Source organism: Amycolatopsis xylanica (assembly GCF_900107045.1).
Classification (GTDB): Bacteria; Actinomycetota; Actinomycetes; order Mycobacteriales; family Pseudonocardiaceae; genus Amycolatopsis; species Amycolatopsis xylanica.
In genome coordinates, this window is record NZ_FNON01000004.1 from 81,127 (window position 1) to 99,361 (window position 18,235).

Sequence of the window (18,235 nt, forward strand, 5' to 3'; positions counted from 1 at the left end):
TCCTCCTCGCGAAAGTCACGCCCGGAACCCGATCATGGCACGAAACCGGTCATTTCCCCGTGACGCACTGGATGGCCAGCAGGGCGATGTCGTCGTGATCGGCGTCACCCAGCCATTGCTGGACCGACCGGCGCACCTCGTCGACGGCGGCGGGCGCGTCCTCGCCGCCGCAGCCGGACAGGGCCTTGCGCAACCGTTCGGCGCCATAAAGCTCGGTGCGGTCGGCGAAGCCGCGTGCCTCGGTGATGCCGTCGGTGTAGAGCAGGCAGAGGTCGCCTTCGGCCAGGTCGACGGTGCATTCCGCGAACTTGGCCTGGGGTGAGATGCCGACGAGCATGCCGGCCAGCACCGGTTCCTCGACCTCGCCGGTGTGGCGCAGCACCAGTGGCGGCGGGTGGCCGCCGGTGGCGATCGTGAGCCGGACGCCGCCCGCGTGTTCCATGATCGAGCCGACGATCAGGGTGGCGAACCGGCTGCTGCCCGCGTTGAGCATGGTCTGGTTGAGGAGGCTGAGCAGCCGGTCGCCGCTGCGCTCGACCAGCTGCAACGCGGCCAGCGCGTGCCGCACGCGGCCGGTCAGGGCGGCGGCGGCCGCGCCGTTGCCGCAGACGTCGCCCAGCACGAACATGGCGCTGCCGTCGGAGCGCGGGTGCACGTCATAGAAGTCGCCGCCGACGCCGAGCGGGCCGTCGCCTGGCTCGTACCAGACGGCCATCTCGGTGCCGGTCACGTGCGGCAGCTCGGGCGGGCGCAAAGTGCTCTGGAGGCCGTACGCGGCGTCCTTCCACCGCTCGTGCTTGAGCGCTCCGGCCAGCGTCGACGCGGCGCGCTGCGCGAACGCGGTCGACGCGTCCGCCTGCCGGTCGCCGAAGACGGCTTCGTCCTTCAGCCTGCCGAAGACCAGCGCGCCGGGGATGCCGTGCTCGTCCTCGGCCAGTGAGACCACGGACAACCGGGCGCAGCGCGCGAGCGAACCCGCGAACGCTTGCGGCAGTGCCTTGATCTCGGCCTGCGGGAGTTCGGCGGTGGCGATGCCCGCGGTGCTGGTGACGGCCCTGGCCAAGGTGGAGGCGAACTCGACGGGCACCTTGCGGACCCGGCCATGTTCCACCGGGCGGCCCCGCTCCTGGCGCCACCACTCCCAGCGGCCACGGGTGGTGGGCAGCACGAGCAGCGCGACGTCGCCGAGCGGCCCGACGGCGAGTTCCGCGATCAGGCGGGCGGCTCGCTCCAGGTCGAGCATGCCGATCAGCCTGGCTCCGACGTCGGCGAGGTAGCCCTCGACGGAGGGGCCGCGCGTCGCCGGGCTGAGCCCGGCCTCGCGTCCGGTCACCGGCCCTGCTGCCATCTCGAAGTTACCTCCTGCCCCAGCGTAGCGGACCGACCACGGTGCGCTGTGGCCTCGTTGGCAGGCTGTGTCGAAGCATAGAGCGAATCATGGGAGGCTGAACAACGACCATGCGACCCTCGGCAAGGTGGAAAGAGCGAGCATGACCACACACGCTGAACCGGCAGCCGACGAGCGCGCGCTCGAACGGGTTCTCACCGCAGTTCACGAGCTTCGCGACGGCAACTTCCGGCGCCGGATCGTCCCGCAGGGCGACGGTGTCGCCGCGCGGCTGGCCGAGGCCGTCAACGACATCGCCGAGCGCAACCAGCTGCTCGTGAGCGAGCTGCAGCGGGTGCGGACCACGGTCGGCCAGGAGGGCAGGCTCGACGACCGCGTCTCCACCGAGATCGGCCCCGGCGGCTGGGCCATCGCCATCGACGAGGTCAACGGCCTGATCCAGGACGTGACCCGGCCGACCATAGAGCTGAACCGGGTCATCGGCGCGGTCGCCGCTGGCGACCTCTCGCAGCCGATGGAGCTGGAGCTCGACGGCAGGCAGCTGCACGGCGAGTTCGCCGAGCTGGGACACCGCGTCAACGGGCTGCTCGATCAGCTCTCGCTGTTCGCCACCGAGGTCACCAGGGTGTCGCGGGAGATCGCCACCGAGGGGCGGCTGGGCGGCCAGGCGCAGGTCCCCGGCGTCACCGGCACCTGGCGCGACCTCACCGACTCGGTCAACTACATGGCCGACAACCTGACCGAGCAGGTCCGCAACATCGCCCAGGTGACCACCGCCGTGGCGCGGGGCGACCTGTCGCAGAAGATCAACGTCGACGCGCGCGGCGAGATCCTCGAACTCAAGAACACCCTCAACACCATGGTCGACCAGCTCTCCGCCTTCGCGGACGAGGTCACCAGGGTCGCCCGCGAGGTCGGCAGCGAGGGCAAGCTCGGCGGCCAGGCCGAGGTGCCCGGCGCCGCGGGCCGCTGGCGTGACCTGACCGACAACGTGAACCTGATGGCCGACAACCTGACCGACCAGGTCCGCAACATCGCCCAGGTGGCGACCGCGGTGGCCGAGGGCGACCTGTCGCAGAAGATCAACGTGGACGCCAAGGGCGAGATCCTCGAGCTGAAGACCACGCTCAACACGATGGTCGACCAGCTCTCCGCGTTCGCGGGCGAGGTCACCCGTGTGGCACGCGAGGTCGGCACCGAGGGCAAGCTGGGCGGCCAGGCGCAGGTGCCCGGCGTCGCGGGCACGTGGCGTGGCCTCACCGACAACGTGAACTCGATGGCCGACAACCTGACCAGCCAGGTCCGCAACATCGCCCAGGTGACCACCGCGGTCGCGCGGGGCGACCTGACCCAGAAGATCACGGTCGACGCGCGCGGCGAGATCCTCGAGCTCAAGACCACCATGAACACGATGGTCGACCAGCTCTCGTCCTTCGCGGACGAGGTCACGCGTGTGGCCCGCGAGGTCGGCACGGAAGGTCAGCTGGGCGGCCAGGCGCAGGTACCGGGCGTCGCGGGCACGTGGCGCGACCTCACCGGGTCCGTGAACTTCATGGCGAACAACCTGACCGCGCAGGTCCGCAACATCGCCCAGGTGGCGACCGCGGTGGCGCGGGGTGACCTGTCGCAGAAGATCGCCGTCGACGCGCGCGGCGAGATCCTCGAACTCAAGAACACCCTCAACACGATGGTCGACCAGCTTTCCGCGTTCGCGGGCGAGGTGACCCGCGTGGCGAGGGAAGTGGGCAGTGAGGGCAAGCTCGGCGGCCAGGCCGAGGTACCCGGCGTCGCGGGCACCTGGCGTGACCTGACCGACTCGGTGAACTTCATGGCCAACAACCTCACCGACCAGGTCCGCAACATCGCCCAGGTGACCACCGCGGTCGCGCAGGGCGATCTGACCCAGAAGATCAACGTCGACGCGCGCGGCGAGATCCTCGAACTCAAGAACACGATCAACACCATGGTCGACCAGCTCTCCGCCTTCGCCGACGAGGTCACGCGCGTGGCCCGCGAGGTCGGCACGGACGGCAAGCTCGGCGGCCAGGCTCAGGTGCGCGGCGTCGCGGGCACCTGGAAGGACCTCACGGACAACGTGAACGTCATGGCCGACAACCTGACCGGCCAGGTGCGCAGCATCGCCGCGGTGGCGACCGCGGTCGCAGGCGGTGACCTCGGCAAGAAGATCACCGTGGACGCGAAGGGCGAGATCGCCGCGCTCGCCGAGACGATCAACGGCATGGTCCAGACGCTGCGCGCGTTCGCCGACGAGGTCACGCGCGTGGCGCGCGAGGTCGGCACGGAAGGCATCCTGGGTGGCCAGGCCCGGGTGCCGAACGTGGCGGGCACGTGGAAGGACCTGACGGACAACGTCAACTTCATGGCCGACAACCTGACCAGCCAGGTCCGCAACATCGCGACCGTCACCACCGCGGTCGCGAGTGGTGACCTCACGAAGAAGATCGACGTCGACGCGCGCGGCGAGATCCTCGAACTCAAGACCACGATCAACACCATGGTCGACCAGCTCTCCGCGTTCGCCGCGGAGGTCACGCGTGTCGCGCGCGAGGTCGGCACGGAGGGCACGCTCGGCGGCCAGGCCGAGGTCGAGGGTGTGTCGGGCACCTGGAAGCGGCTCACCGAGAACGTGAACCAGCTGGCCGGCAACCTGACCGCGCAGGTCCGCGCGATCGCCGCCGTCGCCACCGCGGTGACCGCGGGCGACCTGACCAGGCAGATCACCGTCGAGGCGTCCGGTGAGCTCGCGGAGCTCAAGGACAACATCAACCAGATGATCGCCAACCTGAAGGAGACCACGCGGACCAACCGCGAGCAGGACTGGCTCAAGACCAACCTGGCCAGGATCTCCGGTCTCATGCAGGGTCACCGCGACCTGCCGACGATGACCTCGCGCGTGCTCAGCGAGCTGGCGCCGCTGATCGGCGCGCAGCAGGCGGCGTTCTTCCTGACCAGGGAAGGGGAAAACGGGCAGCCGATGCTCGACCGGATCGCGGGCTACGGGCTGCCGGACTCCCCCGAGCCGGTGCGGTTCAACTTCGGGCAGTCGCTCGTCGGTCAGGCGGCCGTCGATCAGCGCACGATCCTGATGCGCAACGCGCCCGCCGGGTACACGCGGATCTCGTCCGGGCTCGGCTCGGCGTCGCCGGTGAACCTGATCGTGCTTTCCGTGCTGTTCCAAGGCGAAGTGCTCGGCGTGGTGGAACTGGCCTCGGTCAACGAGTTCAGCGACGTGCACCTGGATCTCCTCGAACAGCTCAAGGAGACCATCGGCATCAACGTCAACACCATCCAGACCAGCTCGCAGACCGAGGAGCTGCTCACCGAATCCCAGCGCCTGGCACAGGAACTGCGCGCACGGACCGAGCAACTCCAGTCACAGCAAGGGGAACTGCAGAGCTCCAACATCGAGCTCGCCGAGAAGGCCGCGCTGCTGGCGCAGCAGAACGCCGACATCGAGATCAAGAACACCGAGATCGAGCAGGCGCGCCAGGAACTCGAAGAGCGCGCGCGGCAGCTGACCATGGCTTCGGCGTACAAGTCGGAGTTCATGGCGAACATGTCGCACGAGCTGCGCACGCCGTTGAACAGCGCGCTGATCCTCGCGAAGCTGCTCGCCGACAACCTCGAAGGCAACCTCACCGAGAAGCAGATCCAGTTCGCCAAGACGATCTACTCGGCGGGCAGCGACCTGCAGCAGCTGATCAACGACATCCTGGACCTGGCGAAGGTCGAGTCCGGCCACGTCGACCTGCAGGTGTCCGACGTGACGCTGCCCGAGGTCGTCGACTACGTGGAATCGCTGTGCCGCCCGCTCACCCAGGACAAGGGCCTGGAGTTCGCGGTGGTGATCGACCCGCCGGTGCCGAGCAGCCTGCACACCGACGAGCACCGGCTGCAGCAGGTGCTGCGCAACCTGCTGTCCAACGCGGCGAAGTTCACCGACGAAGGCAGTGTGCGCCTGCACATCCGGATGGCCGATCCGTCCGAAGTGGACAAGGAGAGCCTGCGCGCCGCGCCCGGCGTGCTGGCGTTCGCGGTCGAGGACACCGGCATCGGCATCCCGGCCGACAAGCTGGCGATCATCTTCGAGGCGTTCCGCCAGGCCGACGGCACGACCAGCCGCAAGTACGGCGGCACCGGGCTCGGCCTGTCGATCAGCCTCCAGCTGACCGAGCTGCTCGGCGGCGAACTCCGCGTGCACAGCGAGCCAGGCCAGGGCAGCACGTTCACCCTGTACCTCCCGGTCGACCCGGCGCACTGGGTGATCCCGTCGAAGCCGCGCGCCACGCTGCCCGCGACCGCGCCGGACACGCTGCCGCCGGTGTCCGCCACACTGCCCCGGTTCCACGGCGAGAAGGTGCTGATCGTCGACGACGACCTGCGCAACGTCTTCGCGCTGGCCGCGGTCTTGGAACAGCACGGGCTGACGGTGGTGTACGCCGACACGGGCGTCGCCGGGATCCGGGTGCTGGAGCAGCAGGAGGACACCGCGCTGGTGCTGATGGACGTGATGATGCCGGAACTGGACGGCAACGCGACCATCTCCGCCATCCGCGAGACGGCCGCGCACGCGGACCTCCCGGTCATCGCGGTGACCGCGAAGGCGACGGAGGAGGACCGGGCCCGGACGCTGGCCTCGGGCGCCGACGAGTACGTCACCAAGCCCGTCGACACGGACCTGCTGCTGAACCTGATCGCCGTCCACCTCGAGGCCGACGCCACCCCCTCGCTGAAGAACTGAGGACCGGGATAAAGCGGGCTTTATCCCGGGGTGCTTTTCCCCGGGATAAAGCCCGCTTTATCCCGTCTGGCTAGGCCTGAGCGGCGAAAATGCCCGCCAAGCCGTCGAGTTGCTGCTCGAGCACGTCCAGCCCGCCGTCGAGCCGGATGACCTGCCCCGTCGCCGCGCCGAAACCGTCGTCGGCGAGCAGTGCGATCGCGCGGCCGATGTCCGACGGCTCCAGCAGGCGCCCGGCGACCGAACGCTCGCGCAGGTAGTCCGTCGCCGCGCCCGGCAGCACGGCGGCGGTCGCGTCGGTGTGGACCGGGCCGGGCGCGACCGTGTTGACCGTGATCCCCGAGCGGGCCGCGTCCGCAGCGACATGACGGCTGAAGGTGTTCAGCGCGGCCTTCGCGGTCGAATGCGCGATGACGCTGCCGACCTTGTCCGCCGCCGTGCTGGACACGTAGACGATCCGGCCGGCACCGCGCGGCCGCATCAGCTCCAGCACCTGCTGGGTCAGGAAGTACACGCCGGACAGTTCGCCGTCGACCTTCGCCGCGAAGTCCTCCCACGGCAGCGCGGCCAGCGGGGCGAACGGCGGGTTGGCCGTGTTCGCGTTGCACACCAGCACATCCACGCGCCCGCCCGCGCGGGAGACCAGCTCCGCCACCTGCGCCGGATCCCGCACGTCGGCCTGTAGCGCTTCGGCCGAGCCGCCCGCGGCCGTGATGTCCTTGACGACGAGGGCGGCGGCGGCCGCGTCGCGGTGGTAGTTGACGAGGACGTGGTAGCCCCGGTGCCCGAGTTCGCGGGCGGTGGCCGCGCCGATGCCGCGCCCGGCTCCGCTGACGATGGCGAGTTTCATGGTTTCTCCTTTGGTTCCAAGGAGACCGAAGCTAGCCATCTGACTTACTTTTCGTAAGTACATACTGTTTGGTAAGCTCCTGAGATGCAGGACGGCTTGCTGATCAGCGACGGTGACCCCGCACCGGTGGGTGACGTATTCAACAAAGACTGCGCGGGCCGTGTGATCGTCGAGCACATCACCGGCCGGTGGTCGGCGCTGATCATCGCGGCGCTCAAACCCGGACCGCTGCGGTTCTCCGAGTTGCGCGACAAGATCGACGGCGTCAGCGAGAAGATGCTTTCCCAGAAGCTGCGGCTGCTGGTGCGCGACGGCCTGATCGATCGCACGGTCGAGCCGTCGGTCCCGCCCAAGGTGAGCTACGAGCTCAGCGAACTCGGGCGCGGGGTCTCACGGCCGCTGGACGGCCTGGTGCGCTGGATCGCGGCGAACGGGCACGCGGTGCTCGCCGCCCAGCAACGCCACGACAGAGGAACGGGATAAAGCGGGCTTTACGCCGGTCTGGGATAAAGCCCGCTTTATCCCAGACCGTCTGGTCAGGCGGGGTCGCGGGCGTCGCGCGAGACGATGTCGAGGAGCTGGTCCAGCCCGGCCGCGGTGAGCGCGCGCAGCACCGCGCGCTGCTCCACCACGATGCTCACGGGCACGCCCTGCTCCTGGCCGCTCTGGTGGGCCTGGATCAGCGCGGACATGCCGGACGACGACAGGAAGGTGACCCCGGCGAGGTCGGCCACGACGGTCATCGGCGGTCTGGCGGCGTCCAGCGCCGTGCGCAGTGCGTTTTCCAGCTCGGGGGTGGAGATGAGGTCGATCTCCCCGCGGGCGGTCACCGTGGTGACCGTTTCGCCCTTCTCGAGGGTGACCTCGAACAGCTCAGCAACCACAGCGTCTCCGTTTCTGCGCGTGCGCGGATTCCAGACGGCTGGTTGCTCAACCTTTCCGGTGTGCCCCGAGCCTAGCGCACCGCTTCAGCGGGCTCAGTGCCCAGCTCCGAAGCAGACGAAGCCCGCGGCCGCCACGAGACCGGCGTGTCCGTTGCCGCGCAACGCCTTCTGGGCGTCGGCCAGCGCGACGGCCGGCCGCAGGCCCTCGGCGAGTCCTCGATGGAACTCGATCATCAGGGGCGCGGTCTCGGCGTCGGGGACCGGCACGACCGGAGCGACGAGCTGGACGGTGCCGCGGGCCATGAACGTCGCGCTGAGGCCGAGCAGCTCGTCGCCGGTGCAGACCACGGACCGGCCGCTGTCGCAGGAGGCCAGCACGACCAGGCGCGGCACCCGGTCGAGCCGTTCCAGGTCGTGCACGACCAGCGGCCCGTCGTGCAGCCGCAGGTCGGAGAACAGCGGCTGGTCGACGGCGAGCCTGCCGTGCGCGGCCAGGTGCAGCACGTCGGCCGACGCGACCGCCTTCAGCACCGCGTCCACCGTGGCCGCGGCGCCTGCCAGCGGGGTCGTGCCGTGCAGCGCGGCGACGGCGTGCGCCTCGTGGTGCGCGCCGGTGAGCCCGGGGCCCGCCGCGACGGCGACCGTGCCGAACGGCCCGCCGCGCCGGGCCACGACGGCGTGCCACAGCGTGGCGGACGGCGAGACGGTGACCGGACGTCCGTGGCACGAGGGCAGCACCGACCACGGCACGCTGTGCAGCGGCCCGGTCGGCACCAGCACCAGCGGCCGGTCGCCGACCTCGGGCAACGCGGTGAACAGCGCCCGGTCGAGCGCGGCGGCGGCACTGTCGAGCAGGGTCATCGCGGCGGCACGCGAAGCCGCGCTCCCGCCGCGACTGGCCAGCCGGTGCAGCGCGAACGGCAGCCGGTCGACGAGATCGGCCACCGGCGCGGCCTGGCCGAGCGTGGCCAGCCGTATCCGGCCGTCGACCAGCGTCACCGCGTGCAGCACCCCGTCCAGCTGCACGAACTCGACGAGCGCGCGGTCGCCGAGCGCGGGTGTCTTCACCGGCTCGACGCCCTCGACCGGCGCGCCGGGACGCAGCCGGACGTGGTCGCGGATCCGGCGTTCGAGCGCGGCCTGCCTGGTGCGCAGCCCGGCCTGGCCGTAGCGGTAGATCTGCTCGGCCGTGGCTCGCAGTTCGGCCAGCAACGCGGCGAGTTCGGGGTCGTCAGGCGGCCGGACCGGGCGGTGCGCGAGCCTGCTCGCGCGGCCGCGTTCGGCCCATTCGAAGACCGCCGCCGGTTTGCCCGAGCGCAGCGCGAACCGCAGCCCCAGCTCGCTCAGCTCGATCCGGTGCGCGGCCGAGTGCGCGCGCAGGTCGGTCGCGCCGAGCGCGGCGGCGTGCTCGTCGAGGATGCGCAGCCCGGCACGGACCGCGCGGGTGGTCGCGCGGGCGTCGCCGTCCTCCCAGGCCAGCAACGCCCGCGCGTACCACCCGCGTGCGCGCAAAGCCGCAGGTCCACGCCGGGTCGACGCGCTCGCGGCGACCAGGTAGGCCCGCCCGCGAGCCCGGTCACCGCGGTCGAACGCCAGCCGCGCGGCGGCGAGCCTGGCTTCCAGCGCCGACGCGGGCCAGCCCGCCGCGGTGAGCGTCTCGACCATGGTTTCGACGCGGCCGCCGGCCATTCGCGTGCCCAGTCCCGACGCGAGCCGCGCGCGCAGGATGGCGAGCTGGGCGAGTTCGGCCCATTCGGACCGGCGCTGGCGCGTGAACTCCCGCCGCGCCCGCGTCGCCTGGTCGAGCGCGGTCGCCCAGTCCTGCCCGAGCTGCGCGGCTTGCGCGACGAGCAACCGGGCGGGCGGGATCAGCAAGCGCCGGCGTTCGTTCTCGAACGCCTCGACCGCCCGGCCCGCCGCTTCCCCGGCTTCGGCACGCGCGCCGACCGAGAGCAGCAGTTCGGCCTGGTCGGAGAACACCGGCCCGAGCTGCCCGCCCAGCTCGCCGATGAGGTGCTCGGCCCGGCTGAGGTGCGCGAGCGCGGCGGGCACGTCGCCGCGCACCGTCTCGAGGAAACCCAGGTTCTCGGCGATGATCCCGACCGCGAGCTGCCTGCCGAGCCGCCTGGCCAGCGCGTCGGCCTCGGTCAGATCGGCCTCCGCCGCGGCGAACGCGTACCGCTCGGTGAACAGGATCCCGCGGTTGACCAAGGTGCGCTGCAAACTGATCTGGTCGCCGGACCGGCGCAGCAGCGGAACGGCGACCTGGTACTCGGCCTGCGCCTGATCCAGCCTGCCGATCTGGTGCAGCAGATCCGCGCGCTGCGCCCGGGCCCGCGCGACGCCGCGCGCGTCGAGCGTCTCGACGGCCAGCTCGATCTCGCGCAGCGCGGCGTCGGGCCTGCCCCGCTGCAGCAAGGCGGCGGCCAGCAGGATCCGCGCCTCCCCTGCGAGCACCGGGCAGCCGCCCGCGAAGTCGATCGACCGCCGCAGATGCCGGATCGCCCCTGCGACGTCCTTCTGCAGCACGGCCCGCCCCCAGGCCCGCTCGGCCATGGAAACGGCTTCCTTGTCCCCCTCGCGCAGCGCCCGGACGGCGGCCCGCTCGGCGACCGGCGCCGCCCGGCCGGCGTCGACGTCGGCACGGCGCAGCGCGGCGAGCGCCTGCTGCCGTGCCGTCGGTCTGTCCACCCCGAAAGCATGAACGGTGCGGGCCCGGAGTGAAACGAAATTCGCGGGAGTGGGATCAAACCGGTGGCGAAGCACTCCGGTGAGGTAGTGACCCAGGAAGGCAGGCTCCCCCATGACCGAGCACGATGAGCTGATCGTCGACACCGCAGACCTCGACGCCGTGACCGCCGCGCTGAAGAACCTCGGCGCCTGGGGCGGTGACTGGGAGGTCAGCGAGGACCTGGGGCTGGCGCTGCTGCGGAACCTGAAGGTCGGCACGGGCGCCGAGCTGGACACGCTGATCACCGACCTGAACGCGAAGCTGCTGTCGGCGGGCGGCGCGCCGCCGCTGCTCGGCAAGAACGACTCGGCGGTCATCGGCTACCCGCAGCACAAGGGCATCCTCGACCCGCTGGACACCGAGGTCGAGGTCGTGGTCGGCCCGCCGTCCGGTGGCGCGGGCATCCACGTCGGCGTGGTCGACACGCCGCTGTTCCGGCACTCGACCTTCGGCGGCGAAGTGGTGGCCGACGAGGAGATCGTCATCGGCGAGACGGACATCGTCGACGTCTGGGCCGGGCACGCCACCTTCGTGGTCGGCAAGATCCGCGAACACGCGGCGGGCGCCCGGATCACCGTCAAGGCCGGGCTCGACGGCACCAGCGGCGCCCGCTCGCTCTGGGAGACCGCGCGCAAGATCGCGAGCTTCCGGCACACCGACATCAAAATCCTGAACCTGTCGCTCGGTGTGGTGACCGAGAACGACGTGGAGCCGCTCGCGCTGCGGCGCGCGCTCGACCGGCTCGGCGACGACGTGGTGGTCGTCGCGGCCGCGGGCAACCGGCGGCTGACGTCGAATCCGCTCAAGATCTTCCCGGCCGCGTTCGACGACGTCATCGCGGTCGGCGCGCTGGACGCTCCGTTCTCGATGGATCGCCCGTGGGTGGACCTGGAAGCACCGGGCATCGTCCAGCAGGGCGCTTACGTCGTCGGCGAGGTGGATCTGCTGGAGTTCGCGCACACCTCGTTCACCGGCAAGGCCACCTGGAGCGGCACGTCGTTCGCGGCGGCGACCGTCACCGGCGCGCTCGCGCAAGCGATGGGTGAAGGACTTTCCGGCGCCGCGGCGCTCGCGGCCGTCACCGAGGGTCCCGGCGCGGTGGCCAAAAAGGTCGCTTACCCGCGATGATTGCGGTCATGCGTGATGACCCGTCGGTGGTGGCACTGGTCAAGCGGGCCCAGGACGGCGACCAGCGCGCCTGGGATCAGCTCGTCGAGCGCTACGCGCCGCTCGTCTGGTCGGTGTGCATGCGGCACCGGCTGTCCCGCGCCGACGCGGACGACGTCGGCGCGAGTGTGTGGCTGCGGCTCGTCGAAGGCCTTGAGAAGCTTCGCGAGCCCGCCGCGCTGCCGGGCTGGCTGGTGACTGTCGCGCGCAACGAATGCCTGCGTGTCCTGCGTGGACAGAGCAAGCAGGTGCCGGTCGAAGATGAGCGGCTGCCGGACGCCGAGGGCGCGGCCGCCGACGAATGGCTGCTCCGGCAGGAACGGTTCGTCGCGCTGCGGCAGGCTTTCGCGGAGCTGCCGGAGCGGTGCCGCCGCCTGCTGGCCATGTTGTTCGCCGATCCGCCGAAGCCGTATGCCGAGATCTCCGGCGAGCTGGACATCCCGGTCGGCGGGATCGGGCCCAATCGCATGCGCTGCCTCGGCACGCTGCGCAAGAGTTCCGCTTTGACGCCCTTTATCGATGGCACGGAGGGCTGAACCATGACCGACGAAGAGCTGCTGGCCGAGCTGGAAGCCGCGCTGCGCGCCGCCGACGAGGTCCCGGCCGGGTTCGTCGACGCGGGCAAGTCCGCGTTCACCTGGCGCGGGATCGACGCCGAGCTCACCTTCGACTCGGCGGGCGCCGAACTGGCAGGCACCCGCGCCGACCCGGCGTCCGTGCGCGCGCTGACCTACTCGGCCGCCGAGGTCACGCTGGAGGTCGAGGTCGGGCCGGACGCGTTGCACGGTCAGGTCGTGCCGCCGCAGGCCGGCGAGCTCGACGTGCGGCTGCGCGACGGCGGCACCACGACCGTGCCGGTCGACGCGGTGGGCTGGTTCGTGGTGCGGCCGAAGCCCGCGGGGACGTTCAGGCTCCGGCTGCGCACCGCTGACGGCAAGACCGTGCTCACCGACTGGACTTCGTTGGCGGGCAGCTGACCGTCGGGCTCGTCCCGGTGGTCAGCACGGCCAAGCCGGTCGTCGGCTGGGCACAGGGGTTGACCGGCTTTTCCGGCTCTGAGCCGCTCAGCAGCACCACCGTCGTGACCGCGCCGCCCACGACGAGGCCCGCCAGTCCCGCCCACATCCAAAAACGCGGCTTGTCATCGGGCGGAGGCGTTGCCTTCGGCGTCCCGGCCGAGACCGCTTCGAACGCCGCCGAAGACTCGACCGCGAAGTGCTCCTCGTCCTCAAGGAAGCGACGGTAGGTTTCCAGCGCGTCTGCACGCGCCTTGTCGATGTCCTCTGTGGACGGTTCGGATACCTTGCCAGAGCACAGGAATCCGGTCATGAGCCGCAACGGGCGGCTGTGCTCGTCACGGGTCGAGCCGCCGTCGAGGTCCGCTTCGGTCACCGTGTGGTCCGCCCAGACCAGGCACACCGGCCTGCCTCGCGGGCTCGTCACCCCGGCGACCGCGAACGGCGCCGAGCCGGGCAGCGGGCGGACGTTGTCCTCCAGGAAACCGTAATCCTGTTCGGTGACAAGGAAATCCGGCGCGAGCAGCACCGAGTAGCCCCGGCGCCTGCCGCGCGCGATGAGGAACGGCCACGCACGCATCTCCTCAGTCCCCCAGCCGTGAACTCGGCAGCTTCGCTTCCAGCACGGCCACCTGCTGCTGCAGCTCCGAGACCACCCGACGCCGCGCGAGGATCTGCTCGTCGGCGCGCCGGTCGGCGTCGTTCAGCGCGGTCGCCTTGCGGCCGCCGTCGTCGAAATGCGAGTCCAGGAACAGCGCCAGCCCTGAGTCGGCGAGCAGCCCGCCACCGGCCGTGGAGAGCAGCATCTTCCCGGCACGCGCCGCGACGAACTCGCCCAGTGTCTGCAGTGCCTAGGCCGGTCCCATCTTCGTGCGGCGGCGCGCCTCGGCCATGATCGCCTCGCGCGTCTCGCGGTCGAGTGACAGCTCGACCTGGCGCAGGATGTCCGGCACCACGGCGGAAAGCGCCATGTCGACATGTGCGGGCTCCAGCTTGCCGGTGGCCTTCTTGCGCACCTGGCCGCCGTCGAGCACGGCGAAGTCGTGGCCGACCGCGGTGACCGGGATCAGCCGGATCACCCGCCGCGCGCTCTGGACACGCACCAGGTCACGGAAGCCGTGGATGCTCATCAGCAGCGTGCGCACGATGTGCAGCCGGGTGTTCTCGTCGGCGTGCAGCTGATCGAGCAGGTCCCATTTGGTGATGACGAAGGCGATCGGCTTGCGCGACTCCAGCATCGCGTTGACCATCGCGTCGAGCGTGACCTGCAGGATCGCCATGCCGCGCCGGTCGCCTTGATAAGCCTGGAGCACGCGGAGCCCGTCGATGATGCCGATCAGCGCGTCGGCCTGCCCGATCGACTCCAGGAGCCGCGCCTGCGCGGTGGAGCCCGCGACGTCGGGGTCGGTGAGGAGCTCGCCGGGGTATTCGAGGTAGCCGATCTTGACGACCGGCTTGGTGTCGTCGCCGACGTCGGTCATCACGCTGAACTCGAACTCGCGCATCTCGCCGCGCGTGGTGCCCTCCGGCCATTCGCCCTCGTCGGCGATCTGGCGGTACCAGCGGCTCAGCTCGATGAACTGCTCATAGGGCGCCTTGACGTGGAAGCCGCGGCCGCCCGGCACCTGCAGCCTGCGGTACATGCTGGTCAGCAGCAAGGTCTTGCCCGAGCCCTGCAGGCCGAGCGTCACCACCCGGAATTTGGGCACGTCGAGCGCGGCCGCGGCGCTCGTCGCCTTCGGCGTGCGTCCCTTCCGCCTGCGGTACAGGAACACCGCCAGCAGCAGGCCCGCGCCGAGCAGGCCCAGCAAGATCACGACACTCATTTGCCCCACCTCCACCCGGACGGAGCCGGGCGGCGCGGCGGTGATACACCCGAAATTCGGCGGCGGGTTCCGCGATCGCCTGTCACCATGCGAGGTGAAATGAAAAGCGAAGAGAAATGGCCGACGAGCGGCCAAGCACCGAAGACCTTGACCTGGCACGGCGACGGCCTCGCCGACTGGGTGAGCGGCTACACCTGGTACCCCGATGGCCCCGTCGACGGCGGCCCGCAGTACCCCTTCTCCGGCTCCTACGACGGCGCGACCGTGTCGCCGTCCGGGCGCTACCAGGTCATTTACCACGAATACGGCCTTGACGGGCTCCTGCTCGACCGGGGCGAACCACTCCGCGAACTCACTCGCGACGATGACGATCCCGACGCGTTCTTCTACCCCGTGACGTTCGGGCGGCTCGCGGACGGGCGAGAGGTGCTGATCCACTGCCCCGAGCGCCGCGACCGGCTGGAGATCGAATTGCCGGAGACCGGGGAGCGGCTCACCTCCCGTCCACTGGAGGAAGGCGTCTACGAGACCGACATCTACCACTCGCGGCTGGCGGTGAGTCCTGGCGGGCGGTGGCTGCTGAGCGCAGGCTGGGTTTGGCATCCGGCCGGGGTAGCACAGGTCTATGACCTCACCCAGGCGCTCGCCGAGCCTGCCGTGCTCGACGCGTACTCGTCGTTGTCCCCGCCTGATGAGCTCAACGAGACCGTCTCGGCGTGCTGGCTCGACGACGATCGCCTGGCGGCGTTCTCGATCAGCTGGAACTCGGATGACTGGCCTCAGCTGGCCGACGGCTCACTCGGCGTCTGGTCGATGAAGGCGGCCGCTTGGGAGAGCCAGGCGTCCTACGGCGAGCACCTCGGCACGATCGCGCGGTTCGGCGAGCACCTGCTGAGCTTCTACGACTATCCGAAGCTCATTGATCCGTCGACCGGCGCGGTGGTCGCGTCCTGGCCGCACCTGCCTTCCGGGAAGCGAATGCTGCCCTACGGCTTGACCTACGAGCCGGAGACCGTGGCCGTGCATCCGGACGGCACGCGGTTCGCGGTCGCGGCCGAGGACTTCATCACCGTGGTCGAATGGTCCTGAAATCCGGTGGTTTCGGTCCGCTGGGCCTGCCGGTCCGGCCGGGTGTCGGTGGTTGCTCGTAGTATCGCGGCGTGGTCTCCCCCGATACCGAACTCGCGACCAGCGACGCGCTGCAGGTTCTGCACCGCGTCTTCGGGTACGACTCGTTCCGGGGAGGGCAGCAGGACATCATCGAGCACGTCGTCTCCGGCGGCGACGCGCTGGTGCTGATGCCCACCGGTGGCGGGAAGTCGTTGTGCTACCAGATTCCCGCGCTGGTGCGGTCGGGTGTCGGCGTGGTCATCTCGCCGCTGATCGCGCTGATGCAGGACCAGGTCGACGCGCTGACCGACCTCGGCGTGCGTGCCGGATTCCTGAACTCGACCCAGGATTTCGAGCAGAAACGCGAAGTCGAGCGTGCTTTCCTGACCGGTGAGCTCGACCTGCTCTACCTGGCGCCGGAACGCCTGCGTGTCGAGTCGACGTTGTCGCTGCTCGACAAGGGCAAGATCTCGCTGTTCGCGATCGACGAGGCGCACTGTGTTTCCCAGTGGGGCCACGACTTCCGCCCCGATTACCTGGGACTGTCCGACCTGCACGAGCGCTGGCCGGAGGTGCCGCGCATCGCGTTGACCGCGACCGCGACCAAGGCCACGCACGCCGAGATCGCCACCCGGCTGAACCTGGGCGAGGCCCGGCATTTCGTCGCGAGCTTCGACCGCCCGAACATCCAGTACCGCATCGTCCCGAAGAACTCGCCGCAGCGGCAGCTCCTCGACCTGCTGCGCAACGAGCACGCGGGCGACGCGGGCATCGTGTACTGCCTCAGCCGGGCTTCGGTCGAGAAGACGGCGGAGTTCCTGAACCAGAACGGGATCAAGGCCGTCCCGTACCACGCGGGCCTCGACAGCCGCGTCCGCGCGAAGAACCAGGCCAGGTTCCTGCGCGAGGACGGCCTGGTCGTGGTCGCGACGATCGCGTTCGGCATGGGCATCGACAAACCGGACGTCCGGTTCGTGGCCCACCTGGACCTCCCGAAGTCCGTCGAGGGCTACTACCAGGAGACCGGCCGCGCGGGCCGTGACGGCCTGCCGTCCACCGCGTGGCTCGCGTACGGCCTGCAAGACGTTGTGCAGCAACGGAAAATGATCGACACCTCCGAAGGCGACCTCGCGCACCGGCGCCGCCTGTCGCAGCATCTCGACGCGATGCTCGCGCTGTGCGAGACAGTCACCTGCCGCCGCGTCCAGCTGCTCAATTACTTCGGCCAGCAGGGCGAGCCGTGCGGCAACTGCGACACCTGCCTGACGCCGCCGGAGTCCTGGGACGGCACGATCCCCGCCCAGAAGCTGCTGTCGACGGTCTACCGACTGCAGCACGAGCGCCGCCAGAAGTTCGGCGCCGGTCAGATCATCGACATCCTGCTGGGCAAGCAGACCCCCAAGGTCGAGCAGTTCAAGCACAACGAGCTGACGGTGTTCGGCATCGGCACCGAGCTGCGCGACACCGAGTGGCGTGGCGTCGTCCGGCAACTGCTCGCGCAAGGTCTTCTCGCGGTCGAGGGCGACTACGGAACCCTGGTCCTCACGGAAACCAGCGGCGAGGTACTCGGCCGTCAGCGCGAGGTCATGCTCCGCCGCGAGCCCGAGCGCACGGCCGCCTCGAAGCCCGCCAAGGCCAAGCGCCCCTCGTCGATCGACATGCCAGCAGAGGCCGCCCCGATCTTCGAAAAGCTCCGCGCCTGGCGCGGCGCGACGGCCAAGGAGCAGGGCGTGCCCGCGTACGTCATCTTCCACGACGCGACCCTGCGCCAGATCGCGACCGAAAAACCCGCCTCCCTCGAAGCGCTCGGCACGATCAGCGGCGTCGGCGAAAACAAGCTCGCCAAATACGGCCAAGGCATCCTCGACACCCTCGCCTCCTGACCTCGAGGGTCGTGAGTGTTCCGGCCGGTTCTAACCGGCGGGAACACTCACGACCCCCGGTGCCCCAACGTGGAACACGGCCTACCCGAGTGGTCGACACGCGGTGCCCCAAGGTGGGACACGGCGCCACCCCAGGCGTTCGCCGTGTCGACCACTCAGGTACGAGGGAAGGCCAGGCGGGGCTTGGGGTCGTGAGTGTTCCGGCCGGTTCTATGGGGCGGAAAGCCAAACGTGGCGCGCGTCCAGCTGGCTGGGTGAGGGCCTCCTTCACTCACTTGCGCGGGCAGGGGGGTGGTGAGTGAGGGGATCCCCTGCTGCGTTCGATGCAGCGGGGGATCCCCTCGCTCCACCCTGACAAGGCTTGCGCGAGTGGTACCTCTGCTCCGTTAGATGCAGCAGAGGTACCACTCGCACGGGCACAAGTCCCCTGATCCGAGCTTGGTCACGCAGCGAGGGGACCCCCGAGTGCTTACTACGCACTCAAGGGCCCCTCACTTCACTGCGCAACCACCTCGAACTCGGCCAAGGAACTCCACACCGGCCAGTCCCGGAACACGCCATATTCGGCCTTCCCCTCAATAGCTGGCCGGAACACTCACGACCACGTCATGCGGCGGGTGTGTGGAACGCACGATTTGCCCGGGTGTGCTTGACCTCTTGA

14 protein-coding genes are annotated in these 18,235 nt (G+C 70.1%); 7 read left to right on the plus strand and 7 right to left on the minus strand.

The genetic code is table 11. From position 1 onward, the window contains the following. Positions 1-49: 49 nt before the first annotated feature. Entirely contained in the window at positions 50-1,333 is a 1,284-nt protein-coding gene (locus tag BLV57_RS19300) for a PP2C family protein-serine/threonine phosphatase (RefSeq protein WP_176968709.1), read from the minus strand. A gap of 157 nt (positions 1,334-1,490) precedes the next feature. On the opposite strand from BLV57_RS19300, the gene BLV57_RS19305 reads away from it, so the two are divergent. Further along, positions 1,491-6,110, plus strand: a complete 4,620-nt coding sequence (locus BLV57_RS19305) for a HAMP domain-containing protein (protein ID WP_091290609.1) — start codon at positions 1,491-1,493, stop codon at positions 6,108-6,110. A 70-nt stretch (positions 6,111-6,180) separates the two neighbouring features. Here BLV57_RS19305 and BLV57_RS19310 read toward each other — a convergent pair whose 3' ends face one another. Continuing rightward, on the minus strand, positions 6,181-6,957 hold the full coding sequence (locus BLV57_RS19310) for an SDR family oxidoreductase (RefSeq protein ID WP_091290612.1): 777 nt from the start codon (positions 6,955-6,957) through the stop codon (positions 6,181-6,183). Between the two features lie 84 nt (positions 6,958-7,041). Between BLV57_RS19310 and BLV57_RS19315 the strand changes: the two genes are divergently transcribed. Continuing rightward, positions 7,042-7,440 carry a winged helix-turn-helix transcriptional regulator gene (locus BLV57_RS19315; protein ID WP_091290615.1) on the plus strand — a complete coding sequence of 133 codons (399 nt, stop codon included), beginning with the start codon at positions 7,042-7,044 and terminating at the stop codon, positions 7,438-7,440. A 53-nt stretch (positions 7,441-7,493) separates the two neighbouring features. Here BLV57_RS19315 and BLV57_RS19320 read toward each other — a convergent pair whose 3' ends face one another. Then, positions 7,494-7,841 (minus strand): STAS domain-containing protein, encoded by a 348-nt coding sequence (locus BLV57_RS19320; RefSeq protein ID WP_091290618.1) that lies wholly within the window; start codon positions 7,839-7,841, stop codon positions 7,494-7,496. Between the two features lie 93 nt (positions 7,842-7,934). Then, complete coding sequence (locus BLV57_RS19325) at positions 7,935-10,532, minus strand: CHAT domain-containing protein (RefSeq protein ID WP_176968710.1); 2,598 nt, start codon at positions 10,530-10,532, stop codon at positions 7,935-7,937. A gap of 112 nt (positions 10,533-10,644) precedes the next feature. Between BLV57_RS19325 and BLV57_RS19330 the strand changes: the two genes are divergently transcribed. From BLV57_RS19330 to BLV57_RS19340, 3 genes are read left to right on the plus strand one after another with little or no spacing between them, the layout of a single operon-like run. Continuing rightward, entirely contained in the window at positions 10,645-11,700 is a 1,056-nt protein-coding gene (locus tag BLV57_RS19330) for a S8 family peptidase (RefSeq protein ID WP_091290624.1), read from the plus strand. 8 nt (positions 11,701-11,708) lie between these two features. After that, on the plus strand, positions 11,709-12,275 hold the full coding sequence (locus BLV57_RS19335) for an RNA polymerase sigma factor (RefSeq protein ID WP_091290627.1): 567 nt from the start codon (positions 11,709-11,711) through the stop codon (positions 12,273-12,275). A 3-nt stretch (positions 12,276-12,278) separates the two neighbouring features. Continuing rightward, positions 12,279-12,716 carry a hypothetical protein gene (locus tag BLV57_RS19340; RefSeq protein WP_091290632.1) on the plus strand — a complete coding sequence of 146 codons (438 nt, stop codon included), beginning with the start codon at positions 12,279-12,281 and terminating at the stop codon, positions 12,714-12,716. On the opposite strand, the gene BLV57_RS19345 is transcribed toward BLV57_RS19340, so the two are convergent. The 3 genes from BLV57_RS19345 to BLV57_RS19350 are packed head-to-tail and all read right to left on the minus strand — an operon-like array spanning position 12,685 to position 14,581. After that, positions 12,685-13,335: a hypothetical protein gene (locus BLV57_RS19345; protein WP_091290635.1), complete on the minus strand. Its 651-nt coding sequence runs from the start codon at positions 13,333-13,335 to the stop codon at positions 12,685-12,687. The genes BLV57_RS19340 and BLV57_RS19345 overlap by 32 nt on opposite strands. Before the next feature lie 4 nt (positions 13,336-13,339). After that, positions 13,340-13,561, minus strand: a complete 222-nt coding sequence (locus BLV57_RS43975) for a hypothetical protein (RefSeq protein ID WP_245757404.1) — start codon at positions 13,559-13,561, stop codon at positions 13,340-13,342. Between the two features lie 45 nt (positions 13,562-13,606). Beyond that, positions 13,607-14,581: a TRAFAC clade GTPase domain-containing protein gene (locus BLV57_RS19350; protein WP_245757405.1), complete on the minus strand. Its 975-nt coding sequence runs from the start codon at positions 14,579-14,581 to the stop codon at positions 13,607-13,609. Positions 14,582-14,680: 99 nt separating this feature from the next. Here BLV57_RS19350 and BLV57_RS19355 point away from each other — a divergent pair, with 99 nt between their 5' ends. Together BLV57_RS19355 and recQ are read left to right on the plus strand one after the other, a co-directional pair. After that, a complete protein-coding gene (locus BLV57_RS19355; protein WP_091290637.1) occupies positions 14,681-15,670 on the plus strand; it encodes a WD40 repeat domain-containing protein in 990 nt (329 codons plus the stop codon). A 71-nt stretch (positions 15,671-15,741) separates the two neighbouring features. Next, a complete protein-coding gene (recQ, locus tag BLV57_RS19360; protein WP_091290641.1) occupies positions 15,742-17,574 on the plus strand; it encodes a DNA helicase RecQ in 1,833 nt (610 codons plus the stop codon). The last annotated feature ends 661 nt before the right edge of the window (positions 17,575-18,235 follow it).